The organism is Diaphorobacter ruginosibacter (assembly GCF_014395975.1).
GTDB classification, from domain to species: domain Bacteria; phylum Pseudomonadota; class Gammaproteobacteria; order Burkholderiales; family Burkholderiaceae_C; genus Diaphorobacter_A; species Diaphorobacter_A ruginosibacter.
The window spans coordinates 4,302,588-4,318,663 of the sequence record NZ_CP060714.1; the positions used below are offsets into that span (position 1 = coordinate 4,302,588).

At 63.6% G+C, this 16,076-nt stretch carries 13 protein-coding genes and 1 pseudogene; 4 read left to right on the plus strand and 10 right to left on the minus strand.

Features of this window, described 5'->3' with window-relative positions:
* Positions 1 to 261: 261 nt before the first annotated feature.
* The 3 genes from H9K76_RS19515 (at position 262) to H9K76_RS19525 (ending at position 5,392) form a co-directional block, all read left to right on the plus strand.
* Positions 262 to 3,198 carry a ribonucleoside-diphosphate reductase subunit alpha gene (locus H9K76_RS19515; RefSeq protein WP_187596948.1) on the plus strand — a complete coding sequence of 979 codons (2,937 nt, stop codon included), beginning with the start codon at positions 262 to 264 and terminating at the stop codon, positions 3,196 to 3,198.
* 134 nt (positions 3,199 to 3,332) lie between these two features.
* Positions 3,333 to 4,529 carry a ribonucleotide-diphosphate reductase subunit beta gene (locus H9K76_RS19520; protein WP_187596949.1) on the plus strand — a complete coding sequence of 399 codons (1,197 nt, stop codon included), beginning with the start codon at positions 3,333 to 3,335 and terminating at the stop codon, positions 4,527 to 4,529.
* Positions 4,530 to 4,723: 194 nt separating this feature from the next.
* Positions 4,724 to 5,392 carry a histone H1 gene (locus H9K76_RS19525; protein ID WP_187596950.1) on the plus strand — a complete coding sequence of 223 codons (669 nt, stop codon included), beginning with the start codon at positions 4,724 to 4,726 and terminating at the stop codon, positions 5,390 to 5,392.
* Between the two features lie 131 nt (positions 5,393 to 5,523).
* Here the strand turns inward: H9K76_RS19525 and H9K76_RS19530 are convergent, their stop codons facing one another.
* The 8 genes and pseudogenes from H9K76_RS19530 to H9K76_RS19565 all read right to left on the minus strand — a co-directional run bounded on the left by H9K76_RS19530 (position 5,524) and on the right by H9K76_RS19565 (position 12,437).
* A complete protein-coding gene (locus H9K76_RS19530) occupies positions 5,524 to 6,423 on the minus strand; it encodes a carbohydrate kinase family protein (protein ID WP_187596951.1) in 900 nt (299 codons plus the stop codon).
* A gap of 74 nt (positions 6,424 to 6,497) precedes the next feature.
* Positions 6,498 to 7,850, minus strand: coding sequence for a DUF3426 domain-containing protein (locus H9K76_RS19535; RefSeq protein ID WP_187600820.1), 1,353 nt, complete (start codon positions 7,848 to 7,850; stop codon positions 6,498 to 6,500).
* A gap of 252 nt (positions 7,851 to 8,102) precedes the next feature.
* Positions 8,103 to 8,168 (minus strand): annotated as a pseudogene (locus tag H9K76_RS23730) (MJ0042-type zinc finger domain-containing protein); the annotation flags it as partial.
* A gap of 87 nt (positions 8,169 to 8,255) precedes the next feature.
* Positions 8,256 to 9,146: a 50S ribosomal protein L11 methyltransferase gene (gene prmA, locus H9K76_RS19545; protein ID WP_187596952.1), complete on the minus strand. Its 891-nt coding sequence runs from the start codon at positions 9,144 to 9,146 to the stop codon at positions 8,256 to 8,258.
* Positions 9,147 to 9,261: 115 nt separating this feature from the next.
* Positions 9,262 to 10,611, minus strand: coding sequence for an acetyl-CoA carboxylase biotin carboxylase subunit (gene accC / locus H9K76_RS19550; protein ID WP_187596953.1), 1,350 nt, complete (start codon positions 10,609 to 10,611; stop codon positions 9,262 to 9,264).
* Positions 10,612 to 10,621: 10 nt separating this feature from the next.
* A complete protein-coding gene (gene accB / locus H9K76_RS19555; RefSeq protein WP_187596954.1) occupies positions 10,622 to 11,086 on the minus strand; it encodes an acetyl-CoA carboxylase biotin carboxyl carrier protein in 465 nt (154 codons plus the stop codon).
* 111 nt (positions 11,087 to 11,197) lie between these two features.
* Positions 11,198 to 11,782: a TlpA disulfide reductase family protein gene (locus H9K76_RS19560; protein ID WP_187596955.1), complete on the minus strand. Its 585-nt coding sequence runs from the start codon at positions 11,780 to 11,782 to the stop codon at positions 11,198 to 11,200.
* Between the two features lie 58 nt (positions 11,783 to 11,840).
* Positions 11,841 to 12,437 (minus strand): hypothetical protein, encoded by a 597-nt coding sequence (locus H9K76_RS19565; protein WP_187596956.1) that lies wholly within the window; start codon positions 12,435 to 12,437, stop codon positions 11,841 to 11,843.
* A gap of 254 nt (positions 12,438 to 12,691) precedes the next feature.
* Here H9K76_RS19565 and mpl point away from each other — a divergent pair, with 254 nt between their 5' ends.
* The gene (gene mpl, locus H9K76_RS19570) at positions 12,692 to 14,104 is read left to right on the plus strand and encodes a UDP-N-acetylmuramate:L-alanyl-gamma-D-glutamyl-meso-diaminopimelate ligase (protein ID WP_187596957.1); all 1,413 of its coding nucleotides are present in this window, start codon (positions 12,692 to 12,694) and stop codon (positions 14,102 to 14,104) included.
* Between the two features lie 88 nt (positions 14,105 to 14,192).
* Here mpl and H9K76_RS19575 read toward each other — a convergent pair whose 3' ends face one another.
* Both H9K76_RS19575 and H9K76_RS19580 read right to left on the minus strand, forming a co-directional pair.
* A complete protein-coding gene (locus H9K76_RS19575) occupies positions 14,193 to 14,504 on the minus strand; it encodes a hypothetical protein (protein WP_187596958.1) in 312 nt (103 codons plus the stop codon).
* 62 nt (positions 14,505 to 14,566) lie between these two features.
* The gene (locus H9K76_RS19580) at positions 14,567 to 15,688 is read right to left on the minus strand and encodes a 3-deoxy-7-phosphoheptulonate synthase (RefSeq protein WP_187596959.1); all 1,122 of its coding nucleotides are present in this window, start codon (positions 15,686 to 15,688) and stop codon (positions 14,567 to 14,569) included.
* Between the last annotated feature and the right edge of the window lie 388 nt (positions 15,689 to 16,076).

Sequence of the window (16,076 nt, forward strand, 5' to 3'; positions counted from 1 at the left end):
GTCGCATGCACTGGCGATTTCGATGAGAAAACGCTGGCTGCACCACTCGTTGCGCACCGCTTTCGATGCTCCAAAGACAGCCCAAAAGGTGAACATTGGTCAGATCGGCGCTCGCAACGGATACACTACAGGTAGCGTCTTGTCCCACAGGGACACCCCAGATATAGTGTGCCACGGCCTCCCGTGTCATGACTCATCCGACAGCGCGGCGCCGTCGCCAGACCCGCCGCCCTGCTCCTGACTGCTCCATAAGAGGATCAAATGCAAGCTGTACAGAACCCAGCCACCGAAGCGAGCCACGCGCCCGCAAAGACAACAGCCTCCGCTGCCACCAAAAGCGCAGCAACGGGCGGCAATCTCGCCCAGTTCCAGATCATCCGCCGCAACGGCGCCGTCGTGCCGTTCGAGCCACAGAAGATCGCCGTGGCGATGATGAAGGCCTTCCTGGCGACGCATGGCGCCCAGGGCGCCGCATCGGCCAGCATCCGCGAAGTGGTGGACAACCTTACACAGTCGGTCGTGTACGCGCTCACGCGCTCGCGTCCCGGCGGCGGCACCTTCCATATCGAGGATGTGCAGGACCAGGTCGAGCTGGGCCTGATGCGCGGCGGCCACCACGAAGTCGCGCGCGCCTATGTGCTCTACCGTGAGGCCCGCAAGCAGGAGCGCGCCGAGCGCCGCGAACAGCTGCTGCCGCAGGTACCGACGATGCACGTGCTGGAAAACGGCCAGCGCGTCGAGCTGGACGTGCTGCGCCTGCATGCGCTCATCGAGGCGGCCTGCGCCAACATCGGGGAAGGCGTGACGGCAGCGCCCATCGTCACCGAGACCATGCGCAACCTGTACGACGGCGTTCCCATGGACGAAGTGCTCAAGGCCGCGATTCTGGCCGCGCGCACCAAGATCGAGAAGGATCCCGGCTACACCTATGCCACGGCACGCCTGCTGCTGCACACGATCGTGCGCGAGGTGCTGGGCCGCGACGTGGCACCCGCCGAGATGCCGGCTGCCTATGCCGAGTACTTCCCGCAGTTCATCCAGAAGGGCGTGGACAACGAGCTGCTCGACGAGCGCCTCGCCAAGGAATTCGACCTGAAGCGCCTGGGCGCCGCACTGAAGACCGAGCGCGACCAGCAGTTCGACTACCTCGGCCTGCAGACGCTGTACGACCGCTACTTCCTGCACGTGCGCAAGACCCGCATCGAACTGCCGCAGGCCTTCTTCATGCGCGTGGCCATGGGCCTGTCGCTGAACGAGCAGGACAAGAACGCGCGCGCCATCGAGTTCTACGAGGTGCTGTCCTCGTTTGACTTCATGTCCTCGACCCCCACGCTGTTCAACAGCGGCACGCTGCGCTCGCAGCTGTCCTCCTGCTACCTGACCACCGTGCCGGATGACCTGGACGGCATCTATGAGTCGATCAAGGAAAACGCGCTGCTGTCGAAGTTCGCCGGCGGCCTGGGCAACGACTGGACCCGCGTGCGTGCGCTCGGCTCGCACATCAAGGGCACGAACGGCGAATCGCAGGGCGTGGTGCCGTTCCTGAAGGTCGTCAACGACACCGCCGTGGCCGTGAACCAGGGCGGCAAGCGCAAGGGCGCGGTCTGCACGTACCTCGAGACCTGGCACCTCGACATCGAGGAATTCCTCGAGCTGCGCAAGAATACCGGCGACGACCGCCGCCGCACGCACGACATGAACACGGCGAACTGGATTCCCGACCTGTTCATGAAGCGCGTGATGGAAAAGGGTACCTGGACCCTGTTCAGCCCCGCCGACGTTCCCGACCTGCACGACCTCTATGGCGGCGCGTTCGAGAAGGCCTACTCCGCCTACGAGGCCAAGGTGGCTTCCGGCGAGCTCAAGCTGGCCAAGCAGATTCCCGCCGTGGACCTGTGGCGCAAGATGCTCTCGATGCTGTTCGAGACCGGCCACCCCTGGATCACGTTCAAGGACCCCTGCAACATCCGTTCGCCGCAGCAGCACGTGGGCGTGGTGCACTCGTCCAACCTGTGCACCGAGATCACGCTGAACACCAGCGACACCGAAACCGCGGTCTGCAACCTGGGTTCGGTGAACCTCGCGCGCCACATCACGGACGGCAGGATCGATCACGACAAGCTGAAGAAGACCATCAGCACCGCGATGCGCATGCTGGACAACGTCATCGACATCAACTACTACGCCGTGCAGAAGGCCAAGGACTCCAACATGCGCCACCGCCCCGTGGGCATGGGCCTGATGGCGTTCCAGGATGCGCTCTATGAAATGCGCATCCCCTACGCCAGCGAGGAGGCCGTGAAGTTCGCCGACGAGTCGATGGAAGCCATCTGCTACTACGCCTACTTCGCATCGAGCGAGCTCGCCAGGGAACGCGGTACCTACTCGACCTATGACGGTTCACTGTGGTCGCGCGGCATCCTGCCGATCGACTCGCTCGACCTGCTGGCCAAGGAGCGCGGCGGCTACGTGGAAGTCGATCGTTCCTCCACGCTGGACTGGGATGCGCTGCGCAAGAAGATCGCCAAGGACGGCATGCGCAACTCCAACTGCATCGCGATCGCGCCCACGGCCACCATCTCCAACATCGTCGGCGTCGATGCCTCCATCGAGCCGTCGTTCGGCAACCTGTCGGTGAAGTCCAACCTCTCGGGCGAGTTCACGGTCGTCAACCAGTACCTGGTGCGCGACCTGCAGCGCCTGGGCCTGTGGGACGACGTGATGGTGATGGACCTGAAGCACTTCAAGGGCTCGCTGCAACCGATCGACCGCGTGCCGCAGGAAGTGAAGAACCTCTACGCCACCGCGTTCGAAGTCGCACCGACATGGCTGGTCGAAGCCGCGGCGCGTCGCCAGAAATGGATCGACCAGGCGCAGTCGCTGAACATCTACATGGCTGGCGCGTCGGGCAAGAAGCTCGATGAAACCTACAAGCTCGCATGGGTTCGTGGTCTTAAAACCACGTACTACCTGCGCACGCAATCTGCGACGCACGTGGAGATGAGCACGGTGAGCGGACGCCAGCTCAACGCGGTCGCAAGCGGCAACGAGCAGAACACCTCCGCTGCCCCGAAAGCCGCGCCAGCCAACGCTTTGGAGGCTGCTGCCGCTGCAGCACGCACACAGAGCGAAAGCATTCCGGCCACCGATATCAAGTTCTGCGCGATCGACGATCCGGGCTGCGAAGCCTGCCAATAAGGCCCCGAACCCGCGCGTTGGAAGTGCTTCGCTTCACAACGCGCGTGCCTTGAAGCAACAAATCTTTGCGAAGCATCGCCGCAGCGCTTTTCTTTTTGAGGCGCTGCTTTCATAATTCGAGCACTGGAAAACGTATGCTGACCTGGGACGAAGAAGTCAAGCCCTCATCGCAAAATACAACGGCAGGTGGTTCTCAACACAACCACGCTGCAGCAGTTCCGTCTGCATTCGAGCAGCCTGCACTGCAAACCGTTGCATCGGCATCCGCTGCACAAGTGGCTGCCGCACAGCCGTCCGCATCGGCAGCCCCCTATCAACGCGTGAATGCCGCCGACAAGCGCATCATCAACGCCAAGACCGACGTCAACCAGCTGGTCCCCTTCAAGTACAAGTGGGCCTGGGAAAAATACCTCGCCACCTGCGCCAACCACTGGATGCCGCAGGAAGTGAACATGACGCGCGACATCGCGCTGTGGAAAGATCCGAACGGCCTGACCGAGGACGAGCGCCGCATTGTCAAGCGCAACCTCGGTTTCTTCGTGACCGCCGATTCGCTGGCCGCCAACAACATCGTGCTCGGCACGTACCGCCACATCACCGCACCCGAGTGCCGCCAGTTCCTGCTGCGCCAGGCATTCGAGGAAGCGATCCACACGCACGCCTATCAGTACATCGTGGAATCGCTCGGCCTCGACGAGGGCGAGATCTTCAACGCGTACAACGAAGTCAAGTCCATTCGCGACAAGGACGAGTTCCTGATCCCGTTCATCGAAGCGATCATGGATCCCGACTTCCACACCGGCACGCCCGAGAACGACCAGACGCTGCTGAAGTCGCTCATCGTCTTCGCCTGCCTGATGGAAGGCCTGTTCTTCTACGTCGGCTTCACGCAGATCCTGGCATTGGGTCGCCAGAACAAGATGACCGGCGCTGCCGAGCAGTACCAGTACATCCTGCGCGACGAATCGATGCACTGCAATTTCGGCATCGACCTGATCAACCAGCTCAAGCTCGAGAACCCGCACCTGTGGACGCCCGAGTTCAAGGAAGAGATCAAGGGCCTGTTCCAGAAGGCGGTCGAGCTCGAATACGCCTACGCCGAAGACACCATGCCACGCGGCGTGCTCGGCCTGAACGCCTCGATGTTCAAGAGCTACCTGCGCTACATCGCCAATCGCCGCGCCACGCAGATTGGCCTGGAAGCGCTGTTCCCGAATGAAGAGAACCCGTTCCCCTGGATGAGCGAGATGATCGACTTGAAGAAAGAACGCAACTTCTTCGAAACGCGCGTCATCGAGTACCAATCCGGCGGAGCCCTGTCCTGGGACTGATTGATCATCCAATTACAGCAGGTCATGTTCTTTCCAACACATCCCCGCAACCCAGTGCCCGCACGAGGCACGGTGCGGGGTTGTGACCGTATTTGTGGTTCGGAGTTGGACATCCGACTTCCCCGGGCCACGAATCGCTCTGTGTCCAAAGTAGACACGGGGTGCTCTTTGCTAATCGACCCAAGGAGAAAATGATGGCAACTGCGAAGAAACCTGCTGCTAAGAAGGCAGCTCCTGCAAAGAAGGCTCCGGCCGCCAAGAAGGCTGCTGCTCCAGCGAAGAAGGCTGTAGCGGCAAAGAAGGCTGCTCCAGCGAAGAAGGCTGCTGCACCTGCCAAGAAGGCTGCTGCTCCAGCGAAGAAGGCTGTGGCTGCAAAGAAGGCTGCCCCAGCAAAGAAGGCCGCTCCAGCGAAGAAGGCTGTGGCTGCAAAGAAGGCTGCACCGGCGAAGAAGGCCGCTGCTCCAGCCAAGAAGGCCGCTGCCAAGAAGGCAGTAGCAAAGAAGGTTGTGGCGAAGAAGGCTGCACCCGCCAAGAAGGCTGCTGCTCCTGCGAAGAAGGCCGCACCTGCCAAGAAGGCTGCTGCTCCAGCGAAGAAGGCTGCACCTGCCAAGAAGGCCGCTGCTCCTGCGAAGAAGGCTGCACCTGCCAAGAAGGCTGCTGCTCCTGCGAAGAAAGCTGCACCCGCCAAGAAGGCTGCTGCTCCTGCGAAGAAGGCTGCTGCACCGAAGAAGCCTGCTGCAAAGAAGGCCGCTGCAAAGAAGGCTGCAGCAAAACCTGCCGCTGCCCCTGCTGCTGCACCCGCAGCACAGACCACGCTGAACCCACAGGCTGCGTGGCCTTTCCCTACAGGCGCCAAGCCCTAAGCCATGGGAGTCAGCGCAGCGCCTTGATGCTGCTGCGCCCGCCCATCCAAAGCCCGATGCCTGCGCATCGGGCTTTTTTCATCTTGGGCCGCGCCCCACGATGAAAAAAGCCCCTCGCGGAGGGGCAGTGATCAGGCTTCGACCGTGAAATCCAGCGTGTAGTTCTGCGGGCCGCGCTGTGCGATCTTGAGCGCGCCGAGCCTGTTGCCCAGTTCCGCGCACTTGGCAAGCGTCCAGTTGCGCTCCAGGCCGAACAGCAGCGCGCCGCGCCATGCATCGCCGCAGCCCGTGGGATCGACCACTTCGCGGGCCTTGACCGGCGCGACATGCTGCTTCTCGCCCTTCTCCCAGACCTCACAGCCTTCGCCGCCCAGTGTGATCACCAGGCCGCGCACGCGTTGCGAGATCTCGGCGGCGCTCCAGCCGGTGCGCTCGCAGAGCATCTTGCCTTCATAGTCGTTGACCGTGACCCAGTCGGCGAGTTCGATGAAGTGACGCAGCTCCTCGCCATTGAACATCGGCAGGCCCTGACCCGGGTCGAACACGAACGGGATGCCCGCGGCCACGAACTGCTCTGCATGCTGCAGCATCGCATCGCGGCCATCGGGGGCGATGATGCCTACGGCGGCGCCCAAGTCCGCCGTGATCTTGTTCACATGCGCCTGCATCATCGCGCCGGGGTGGAAGGCGGTGATCTGGTTGTTGTCGCGGTCGGTCATGATCATGGCCTGCGCGGTGTAGGTGTCGTCCACCTGCGCGATATGGCGCGCATCGATGCCCAGGACACCCAGGCGCTCGACATAGTCCGCACCGTCCCGGCCCAGTGCCGCCATCGGCAGCGGATCGCCGCCGAGCAGCTTGTGTGCATAGGCAATGTTGCCGGCGCAGCCACCGAAGTCGCGGCGCAGGCTGGGCACGAGAAAGGAGACATTCATGATGTGCAACTGCTCGGGCAGGATCTGCTCGGCAAAGCGCCCCTCGAAAGTCATGATGGTGTCGTAAGCCAGGGAGCCACAGATCAGAACGGCCATAGTTTTGCTAATTGCCCAGTGATGGTGAAGAGAAGAAGAAAAAAGAAAAGGAGTGAGTGGCCTTTGCCCGCCGGTCAGGGATAGAACGCCAGCAGGCGATAGCCCGTGACGCGGTCCGCCACTTCCGGCACGCGCAGGCTGATCACGCCATTCCAGTCACCGCGTGCGGCCAGCTCGGCCGGAGCACCGGAATCATCGCGCTGAATCACCCTGCGCAGCACCGGCTGGTCGTTGGCGTCGGTCAGCGTGAGCTCCAGCGCCGGCATTTCCAGCGACAGGTCGGAACTGTTCTTGAGCGCAACCTGCAGGCGGAACGCATCGGTGTCGTCTTTCACCTTGGTGAAGGTCGAGCTGTCGATGGCAATCGAGGCAATCTGCCTCGGCGCGCTGACCACGCAGTTCAGCGGCCTGCACATCCGCTCGAGCAGGGGACGGGCCTGTGGATACATGGCCGCCACGCGATCGCGCTCGGCCAAGACATACTGCGCCAGCAGCACCACCACCATCAGGCAGGCCAAAAGCCACAGCGCGATGCGCACAGCCGGGCGGTTCCAGAATGCCTTGCGGCGAGCAGCACGCATGAAGCCGACCTCGTCATCGCCCTCGCTTGCCTCCACTACGGACGCGGCAATGGTGGCTTGCGGCGCGGGCTGCGGTTCGGCGGAAGCAGCCGTTGCCTCGCTCTCCAGCGCGGGTTCGGCCTTCCTCTCGGGTTCGGCACCGCGGTCCACCCTCAATGCCGGTTCATCGAACGGCAGCGGAAAGCGCGATGCCTCGAAAGTGAGTTCGGGGACGCTCCCGGAGGCTTGGTCCTCGTGCTCCCAGGCCTCAGCCTCGTGCAAGGCAGCCGAGGTGGCGGGAGCCGTCGCGGACTCGACAACGGATGCCACGAGGGGCTCGGGAATCGACGGCTCGGGAGCCGGAGGCTCAGCCGCGGCGGGCTCGGCCACGGGTGCAGGTGCCGGATGGAACGTGCTGGAATCTCGGAAGGCGGGCTCTTCGCGCTGCAGCGGGTCGGCACCGATCGAAGAAGGAGCGACGGGTGCTGGCACGGGAGCAGAAGCCACGACGGCCGGTGCACCGGCCGGCACCGAGCGTTCCTGATCGGGCCGCCAGCCGGGAGGAACCACGTTGGCCTCGCGGCGCAAACCGTAGGTGATGTTCTGCGTCATGCTGTCAGGCAGACGCGTGGTCACGGTGGTGGCAGCCGCAGCGACGGGGGCAGCGAAATAGCCCGCCCAAGGTTGCGGCGCAGGTGGCGGCGGTGCAAGAGGCGATTCGGCAGGCGCGGCGGACACTGCGGATGCGGCGTTTTCGCCCGCATCGTTCGCCGGAGGCGAGAACGCGTCAGGCGGTCCTGCAACGCCATCGCGGGCGCTGCCCCAGACGTTCGGACGACTGGGCACCTGCTCGTGGCCCTCTTGCAAGGCAGGCGCCGAAACAAGAGGAGAAGGAGGAGGGGCCACAGGAACTGCCGCAGTCTCAATGGCAGCAGATGCGGAAGGCGCAGGCGAAGATGTCGAGGCCTGAGCCAGCGCAGGTGCAGCAGGGGCCTGCGGCACCGGCAGGGGTTGCGGTGGCTTCACCGCTTCGCCCGCAGGCGAGCGGGGCACGACCAGATGCGCGGAGGCATCGAAGATTTCCTTGCAGCGGCCACAACGCACCCATCCCCCTGAGATTCTCAGTTGGTCGGCGACAACTCTGAAACTTGTCTTGCAGGCTGGGCAGCGCGTTATCTGGCTCATCGGCTTTGCATTGTAGGGGCAGCGTCAGGCAGGCACCATCGGCGCTGCCTGCAAGCAAAGGCAACAGCCACGGCCCCGCGCGACGCGTCAGCGACGCGCCGTCATCAAGATCCAGCCGTCCTCGCGATCGCTGACCCCGAGCTTCAGCCAGGGCGCGTAGGCTTCCTTGAGCTCGTCTTCCTGGCGCTCCAGGATGCCCGCCATCACGAGCGCACCGCCTTCCGCGACATGCGCGCACAACAGGGGTGCGAGCACCTTCAGCGGCGTGGCCAGAATGTTGGCCAGCACCAGGTCGTAGCGGCCCTCGGCCTTGTCGGGCAGTCCGGCCTTGAGCGTGACGTTGTTGGCCGAGGCATTGGCGATGGTGGAGTCGACCGCCGCCTGGTCGATATCGACCGCATCGATGTCTTTCGCGCCGAACTTCGCCGCACCGATCGCGAGGATGCCCGAGCCGCAGCCGTAGTCCAGCACGCGGCCGAGCACGCCTGCCTCTTGTCCGTGCCGTGCGATCCAGCGCAGGCACATCCGCGTGGTGGGATGCGTGCCCGTGCCGAAGGCCAGTCCCGGGTCGAGACGGATGCAGTGCTTCGCGGCGGCTGGTGGCTCATGCCACGACGGCACGATCCAGAAATCCTCGGTGATGTCGACGGGCGCAAACTGCGACTGCGTGATGCGCACCCAGTCCTGGTCCTGCACCTCCGTCAGTGCAACGATGCTGCAGCCTTCGAAGAAGTCCTGCACCTGCAGGATCTGCTGCGCCTCCTCGCCCTGCTCGCGCGTCTGGAACAGCGCCACGACGCGGCTGCGGTTCCAGCCGCCCTTGGGTGCGGGCATGCCGGGCTCGCCGAACAGCGCCTGTTCGGCATCGGTCTGCGCATCCGCGTCTTCGACCGAAACGCTCAGGGCATCCAGTGCCTCGAGCGCTTCGCTCAGATCCTCGACGCGCTCTTCGGGGGACAACAAGGACAGCTCATACATGATGCGGCTCCCAATCTTTCAAGCAAAACATGCCGGCATCCGGGATGGATGCCAGCATGTCGATTTCAACAGAACCCGCGCACCAGGGCGCAGGCCGGCCGGAACAGGAGGTGCATCAGCGCTTGCGCTGAGCGAGCCACTCTTCCAGGTAGTGGATGTTGGTGCCGCCGGCATTGAACTTGGCGTCCACCATCAGGTCGCGATGCAGCGGCACGTTGGTGTTGATGCCCTCGACCACGGTCTCGAGCAGCGCGGTGCGCATGCGCGCGATCGCTTCCTCGCGGGTATCGCCGTGCACGATGAGCTTGCCGATCATCGAGTCGTAGTTCGGCGGCACGAAGTAGTTCGTGTAGACATGCGAATCCACGCGCACGCCGGGGCCGCCCGGTGCATGCCACATCGAGATACGGCCCGGCGACGGGGTGAACTTGTAGGGATCTTCCGCGTTGATGCGGCATTCGATGGCATGGCCGCGAATCTCGATCTGGCGCTGCGTGAACGGCAGCTTCTCGCCGGCGGCGACCATGATCTGCGTCTTCACGATGTCCACGCCGGTGATCCACTCGGTCACCGGATGCTCCACCTGCACGCGGGTGTTCATCTCGATGAAGTAGAACTCGCCGTTCTCGTACAGGAACTCGAACGTGCCCGCGCCGCGGTAGCCGATCTTCTTGCAGGCAGCCACGCAGCGCTCGCCGATCTTCTCGATCAGCTTGCGCGGAATGCCCGGCGCCGGCGCTTCCTCGATCACCTTCTGGTGGCGGCGCTGCATCGAGCAGTCGCGCTCGCCCAGATACACGGCGTTCTTGAACTTGTCGGCGATGACCTGGATTTCAATGTGGCGCGGGTTCTGGAGGAACTTCTCCATGTACACGGCCGGATTGCCGAATGCGGTGCCCGCCTCGGCCTTGGTCATCTGCACGGCGTTGACCAGCGCGGCCTCGGTGTGCACCACACGCATGCCGCGGCCACCGCCGCCGCCTGCGGCCTTGATGATCACGGGATAGCCGACCGAGCGCGCAATGCGGCGGATCGCCACCGGATCATCGGGCAGTTCGCCGTCCGAGCCCGGGACGCAGGGCACGCCCGCGCGGATCATCGCCTGCTTGGCCGACACCTTGTCGCCCATGATGCGGATGGATTCTGGCGTGGGGCCGATGAACTGGAAACCGCTCTTCTCCACACGCTCGGCAAAGTCGGCGTTCTCGGAGAGGAAGCCATAGCCTGGATGGATGGCTTCTGCGTCCGTCACTTCCGCAGCGGAAATGATGGCCGGCATATTCAGGTAGGAAAGCGCGGACGGCGCGGGGCCGATGCAGACCGCTTCCTCTGCGAGCTTGACGTACTTGGCATCGCGATCGGCCTCGGAGTAGACCATCACCGCCTTGACGCCCAGCTCGCGGCACGCGCGCTGAATTCGCAGGGCGATTTCACCGCGGTTGGCAACTAGGATTTTCTTGAACATGCGTGTCGCTTCACTCGATCACGAACAGGGACTGACCGTACTCGACCGCCTGACCGTTCTCGGCCAGCACGCGGGTCACCGTGCCGGACTTGTCGGCCTCGATCTCGTTGAGGATCTTCATCGCCTCGATGATGCACAGCGTGTCGCCTTCCTTGACCTGGGCGCCGATCTCGACGAACGGCTTGGCTCCAGGGCTGGCCGAGCGGTAGAACGTGCCGACCATCGGCGACTTGACGGAATGTCCCGCAGGCGCTGCAGCTGCAGGCGCTGCAGCTTCGGCTGCCGGGGCAGCAGCCGCGACGGCAGGCGCTGCCGCCATGGGCTGGGCCATCATCGGCGCAGCAACCACCTGCTGCACCACGGCACCACCGCCTTTGACAATGCGCACTTTGCCCTCGGCTTCGGTGATCTCGAGTTCAGAGACGTTCGACTCGGACACCAGGTCGATGAGGGTTTTAAGTTTTCGCAAATCCATGGGAGCTCCAACGGCTAGAAACAGAATGGGGCGCAAATTTACCCCAATTTCAGCCTATTGCATCGAACTAAGCGCAAATATCTGCAACTCCAGCAGGGAATGAGGGGCTTCTCAGACCTGCAAAGTCCATTGCAGCATGTCTTGTTCGTTCAATTGTCCCATTTTACGCTGCAAGATGTTCCCATCTTTACCGAACAGAACAGAAAACGGCAGCCCCCCCGCGTCGTTTCCGAGTGCGCGGCCCAGATCCGTTCCCGCCAATCCAGCCAGCGCAATGGGGAAATCAAGTGGCGTACGGTCCAGGAACTTTCGTACGGCTGCCGGTTGATCGATGGCCAATCCCAACACTTGAAAGCCCTTGCCGGCATGTTCGGTAAAGAATCGGTTGAGCAGCGGCAGTTCCTCGACACAGGGCGGGCACCACGTGGCCCAGAAGTTCAGCAGCAGCGGGCGGCCATGGAATTTGCGCATCGTCAGGGTAGCGCCATCCAATGTCTCCATCGACGCATTCCAGAACGATGCGGCCACTCCATCCTCCACGGCATGCGGCTGCAGCCTCCACCACGCCAGGCCGGCTCCCGCAGCGGCGGCGGCCACACCGGCACCCGTCATCAGCCAGCGGCGGCGCGACACGGACGAATCGCCGGCAACGGTGGACGGGGTAGCAGCGGCTTCTGGTTCGGCGGGAGTGGACATGTGAGGGGTCTCGGAAAATTCGGAAAGTGCAGTCGGGGTATCGAGGATGGTTGCGCTCTCAGGCATCGGGCCGCGCCAGCAGCGCACGCACGGCCTCCAGGTCGCCGCGCGGCAGCCTGCCGCGCGCGTCCGGCTTGAGCGCACCACGCAGGTCGTCGAGGTCATAGACCATCAGGTGCACGCCGATGTGCTCTGCGAGCTCCGGCGAGAGACTGCTCACGCTCAGCGCGTCCACCAGCTCCCCGCGAAAGCCCGTCACGGACCGGGGCTCGTATTCCACGTGATGATCGATCAGGCAGATCTCTGCCGATTTGGGGTCATCGCAGAACATCTGTATATATACGTCGGACAGCCGGGTGGCCGTGCCATGCCAGACCGCCCCTGCCAGATAGGGGCGAAAGTCGCGCATGCGCTCCATCCAGACCAGGGCCAGCTGGCGCAATGCGCGCAGTTCGGTGGGCTGGGTGTCCGCGCAGAACAGGCCGATGTACTCACGCACGGCATCTTCCACCAGATCGTTGTCCGGCAGCTGCGTGCGGTGCGGCAGTCCCAGTTGCTTGACCGCACGGCGCTTGGCAGGCCCCCACTCCAGGCCCTCTTCGACCACAAGGCGTGCGGCGGCATTCGCAATTTCGGTGGCAAGAGCGTCATTCATGGCGGCAATCCTGTTCTCGGCATGGGTTCGCCCCGCCTCTTCCAATGGCCTGGCGGCACAGGGCGGGAGAACGGCAGACCAGCAGACATTGTCGCTCCAATGCCAATACCTGAAAGTTTGCGTGACATCCTGCAACCGCCCACCTCGGCAAATAACACCATTGGCTACATATTCAGGAGCGCAATACCCCCACAAACGGGCCTCTTCCCGCGCTTCGACCGGCGTGCTTTCGATCCACTCGTAGAATCGTCGCCATGCACATACACATTCTGGGGATTTGCGGCACCTTCATGGGTGGCGTGGCTGCGTTGGCCCGGGAAGCCGGACACCGCGTGACGGGTTGCGATGCGGGCGTCTACCCGCCGATGAGCGATCAGCTGCGGGCCCTGGGGATTGATCTGATCGAAGGCTACGCGGCCGACCAACTGGCGCTCAAGCCCGACGTGTTCGTGATCGGCAATGTGGTGAGCCGCGCCCGCCTGCCGGACGGCACCCCGAAGTTTCCGCTCATGGAGGCCATCCTCGATGCCGGCGCCCCCTATATCAGCGGGCCGCAGTGGCTGTCCGAGAACGTGCTGCAGGGCCGTCATGTGCTGGCCGTCGCGGGAACCCATGGCAAGACCACGACCACGTCGATGCTCGCCTGGATCCTTGAGCATGCTGGCCGCAAACCCGGCTTCCTGGTCGGCGGCGTGCCGCTGAATTTCGGCGTGTCCGCGCGCCTCGGCTCGCCTGCCGCCTCGGCGTATGGAGCGGCAAGACAGGGCGAGGCTCCGCTCTTCGTGATCGAGGCCGACGAGTACGACACCGCCTTCTTCGACAAGCGAAGCAAGTTCGTGCACTACCGCCCCCGCACGGCGGTGCTGAACAACCTTGAATTCGATCACGCCGATATCTTCGACGATCTCGCCGCAATCGAGCGCCAGTTCCACCACCTCGTGCGCACCGTGCCCGCAAGCGGCCGGGTGGTCGTGAATGCCCTGGAAGAAAGCCTGACCCGCGTGCTGCATGCAGGCTGCTGGAGCGAAGTGACGACATTCGGCGACGCGATCAGCGATTTTGGCGCGAGCGGCGAACCCGGCGACTTCGACGTGTTGCGCCGTGGCCAGGCCGTCGCCCACGTGAAGTGGGACCTGAGCGGCGTGCACAACCAGCTCAATGCCCTGGCCGCGATGGCTGCCGCGGAACACGTCGGCGTCTCCCCGGCCCAGGCGGCCGAGGCGTTGTCCCTGTTCCAAAACGTCAAGCGCCGCATGGAACTGCGCGGAACGGTACGCAACATCGCCGTGTATGACGATTTCGCGCACCACCCGACCGCGCTGCGCACCACGCTCGACGGCCTGCGCCGCGTGGTCGGCAAGGACGCACGCATCCTCGCCGCATTCGAGCCGCGCAGCAACACCATGAAGCTCGGCACGATGAAGTCGCAGCTGCCCTGGGCGCTCGAGTCCGCAGACCAGGTGTTCTGCCACACCGCCGGACTTGACTGGAATGCCTCCGAGGCGCTGGCCCCGATGGGCGCGCGCGCCCATGTGGCGGGAGACATCGACACACTGGTAACCCAGCTGATGGCCGAGGCCCGGCCCGGCGACCACATCGTCTGCATGAGCAACGGCAGCTTCGGCGGCATCCACGCCAAGCTGCTGACCGCACTGGCACAGCCCTGACGCGACAGGCGCGAACGCGCCTCCCCCACCTTTCATCCCATAAAAAAACGGTGCCCAGGGCACCGTTTTTTGTTCAGCGAGAGCGGGCTCAGAATGTCACGGCCATCGAGGGAATGTCGATGCGCACCGCATCGCGGCCCAGGGCGGCCTTGGCCGCGCGCGCGAACTGCATGGACCAGCCGGCGTCCTCCAGCAGGCGCGGGCCTGCGCTGGCGGCCACCACCAGCACCTTGTCGGCCAGCAGCACCTTGCCGCTGGGGCGCAGGGGTTCGCAGTCCAGACGCACGAACTCGCCGTCCAGCCAGCGACGCGCCGCATCGTTGGTCATCGGTTCCGCGCCTTCGAGATCGAAGCGGAACTCCTGTTCCGGGCTGAATGTCACGGTCACTTCGCTGCGCATGGTGATGGTCCTTTGCCGAATGGAAAAATCAGGGCGAATGTCGCCATGCACCCCATTTTCCATCAAGCTGCGCGGCGCGTCTGTACGGAAGACGACAATTCGGCCAGCGTCGCCAGCGAATCGTCCCAGCCGAGGCAGGCGTCGGTGATGCTCTTGCCGTACTCGAGCGCGGCGGGCGAATCCTTGCCGGGGGTGAACTTCTGCGCGCCTGCATTGAGGTGGCTCTCGATCATCACGCCGAAGACCGACTTCGAGCCACCCGCGATCTGGGCGCCGATATCACGCGCCACATCCCGCTGCTTCTCGTGCTGCTTGCTGGAATTGGCATGACTGCAGTCGACCATCAACGTGGGCTTCAGGCCTGCGGCCTCGAGGTCCTTGCATGCCGCTGCCACATGCTCCGCATCGTAGTTCGGCGTCTTGCCGCCGCGCAGGATGACGTGGCAGTCCTGGTTACCGCTGGTGTGCACGATGGCGACCTGGCCGTTCTTGTGCACCGACAGGAAGTGGTGGCCGCGGCTGGCCGACTGGATCGCGTCGGTGGCGATGCGGATGTTGCCGTCCGTGCCGTTCTTGAAGCCGATCGGCGCCGAGATGCCCGATGCGAGTTCGCGGTGCACCTGGCTTTCCGTCGTGCGCGCACCGATCGCGCCCCAGCTGATCAGGTCGCCGATGTACTGCGGCGAGATCACGTCTAGGAACTCGCTGGCGGCCGGAATGCCCAGGCGGTTGATGTCGATGAGCAGCTGGCGCGCGATCCGCAGCCCTTCATCGATGCGGTAGCTGCCATCCAGGTACGGATCGTTGATCAGGCCCTTCCAGCCGACCGTGGTGCGCGGCTTCTCGAAGTACACCCGCATCACGATCTCCAGCGTGTCCTTGTACTGCTCGCGCACGACCCGCAGCTTCTTCGCGTAGTCGATGGCGGCCGCCGGATCATGGATCGAGCAGGGGCCGATGACGACCAGCAGGCGGTCATCCTCGCCCGACATGATCCTCTGGATGTTCTGGCGCGTGTTGGTGATCAGCGATTCCACTTCGGTGCCGAGGATCGGGAAGAAGCGGATCAAATGCTCCGGAGGAGGCAACATGGTGATGTCCTTGATGCGGTTGTCGTCGGTACTGCTGGTTTTTTCGACGTTGCGATACCAGGCATCAGCGGAAGAAGTTGCTTGAGTCGTCATTTGAATTGCGTCCTCGTGGATTTCGGGTTGACTGTCTGAAAGGGAAACGTGGCAAAAAAGGGGACTGGAAAAACAAAAAACCGCCGGGCTTTTCAGCTTCGGCGGTTTTTTGGGAGAACTTGCTTGCTAGTCTTTAACGTGCGCGCAGTGGCCTCTCATCCGCCTTGGACGAGAACCAAAAGTAAAAGTAAAACGCGCTGCGTACTTGCATAGGGGTTCAATGTAGCACTTTTTGATGCACTGCAACCAAGAATTTTGGTGGCGATTTCGCAACAGCCTCTGTGGGGCCTGATCGGGGTGCTCTGTGTCGGGGGTGGGTGATGATGGGTGCCGGGGGCTTTGATGCGGTCGCTATTCTTGGGTTGAGGGCGGAGGCCGGGAGTGCCCC

Coding starts and splice junctions, on each gene's coding strand:
- H9K76_RS19515 (WP_187596948.1), top strand. CDS start 262: ATGCAAGCTGTACAGAACCCAGCCACCGAAGCGAGCCACGCGCCCGCA.
- H9K76_RS19520 (WP_187596949.1), top strand. CDS start 3,333: ATGCTGACCTGGGACGAAGAAGTCAAGCCCTCATCGCAAAATACAACG.
- H9K76_RS19525 (WP_187596950.1), top strand. CDS start 4,724: ATGGCAACTGCGAAGAAACCTGCTGCTAAGAAGGCAGCTCCTGCAAAG.
- H9K76_RS19530 (WP_187596951.1), bottom strand. CDS start 6,423: ATGGCCGTTCTGATCTGTGGCTCCCTGGCTTACGACACCATCATGACT.
- prmA (WP_187596952.1), bottom strand. CDS start 9,146: ATGTATGAGCTGTCCTTGTTGTCCCCCGAAGAGCGCGTCGAGGATCTG.
- accC (WP_187596953.1), bottom strand. CDS start 10,611: ATGTTCAAGAAAATCCTAGTTGCCAACCGCGGTGAAATCGCCCTGCGA.
- accB (WP_187596954.1), bottom strand. CDS start 11,086: ATGGATTTGCGAAAACTTAAAACCCTCATCGACCTGGTGTCCGAGTCG.
- H9K76_RS19560 (WP_187596955.1), bottom strand. CDS start 11,782: ATGTCCACTCCCGCCGAACCAGAAGCCGCTGCTACCCCGTCCACCGTT.
- H9K76_RS19565 (WP_187596956.1), bottom strand. CDS start 12,437: ATGAATGACGCTCTTGCCACCGAAATTGCGAATGCCGCCGCACGCCTT.
- mpl (WP_187596957.1), top strand. CDS start 12,692: ATGCACATACACATTCTGGGGATTTGCGGCACCTTCATGGGTGGCGTG.
- H9K76_RS19575 (WP_187596958.1), bottom strand. CDS start 14,504: ATGCGCAGCGAAGTGACCGTGACATTCAGCCCGGAACAGGAGTTCCGC.
- H9K76_RS19580 (WP_187596959.1), bottom strand. CDS start 15,688: ATGACGACTCAAGCAACTTCTTCCGCTGATGCCTGGTATCGCAACGTC.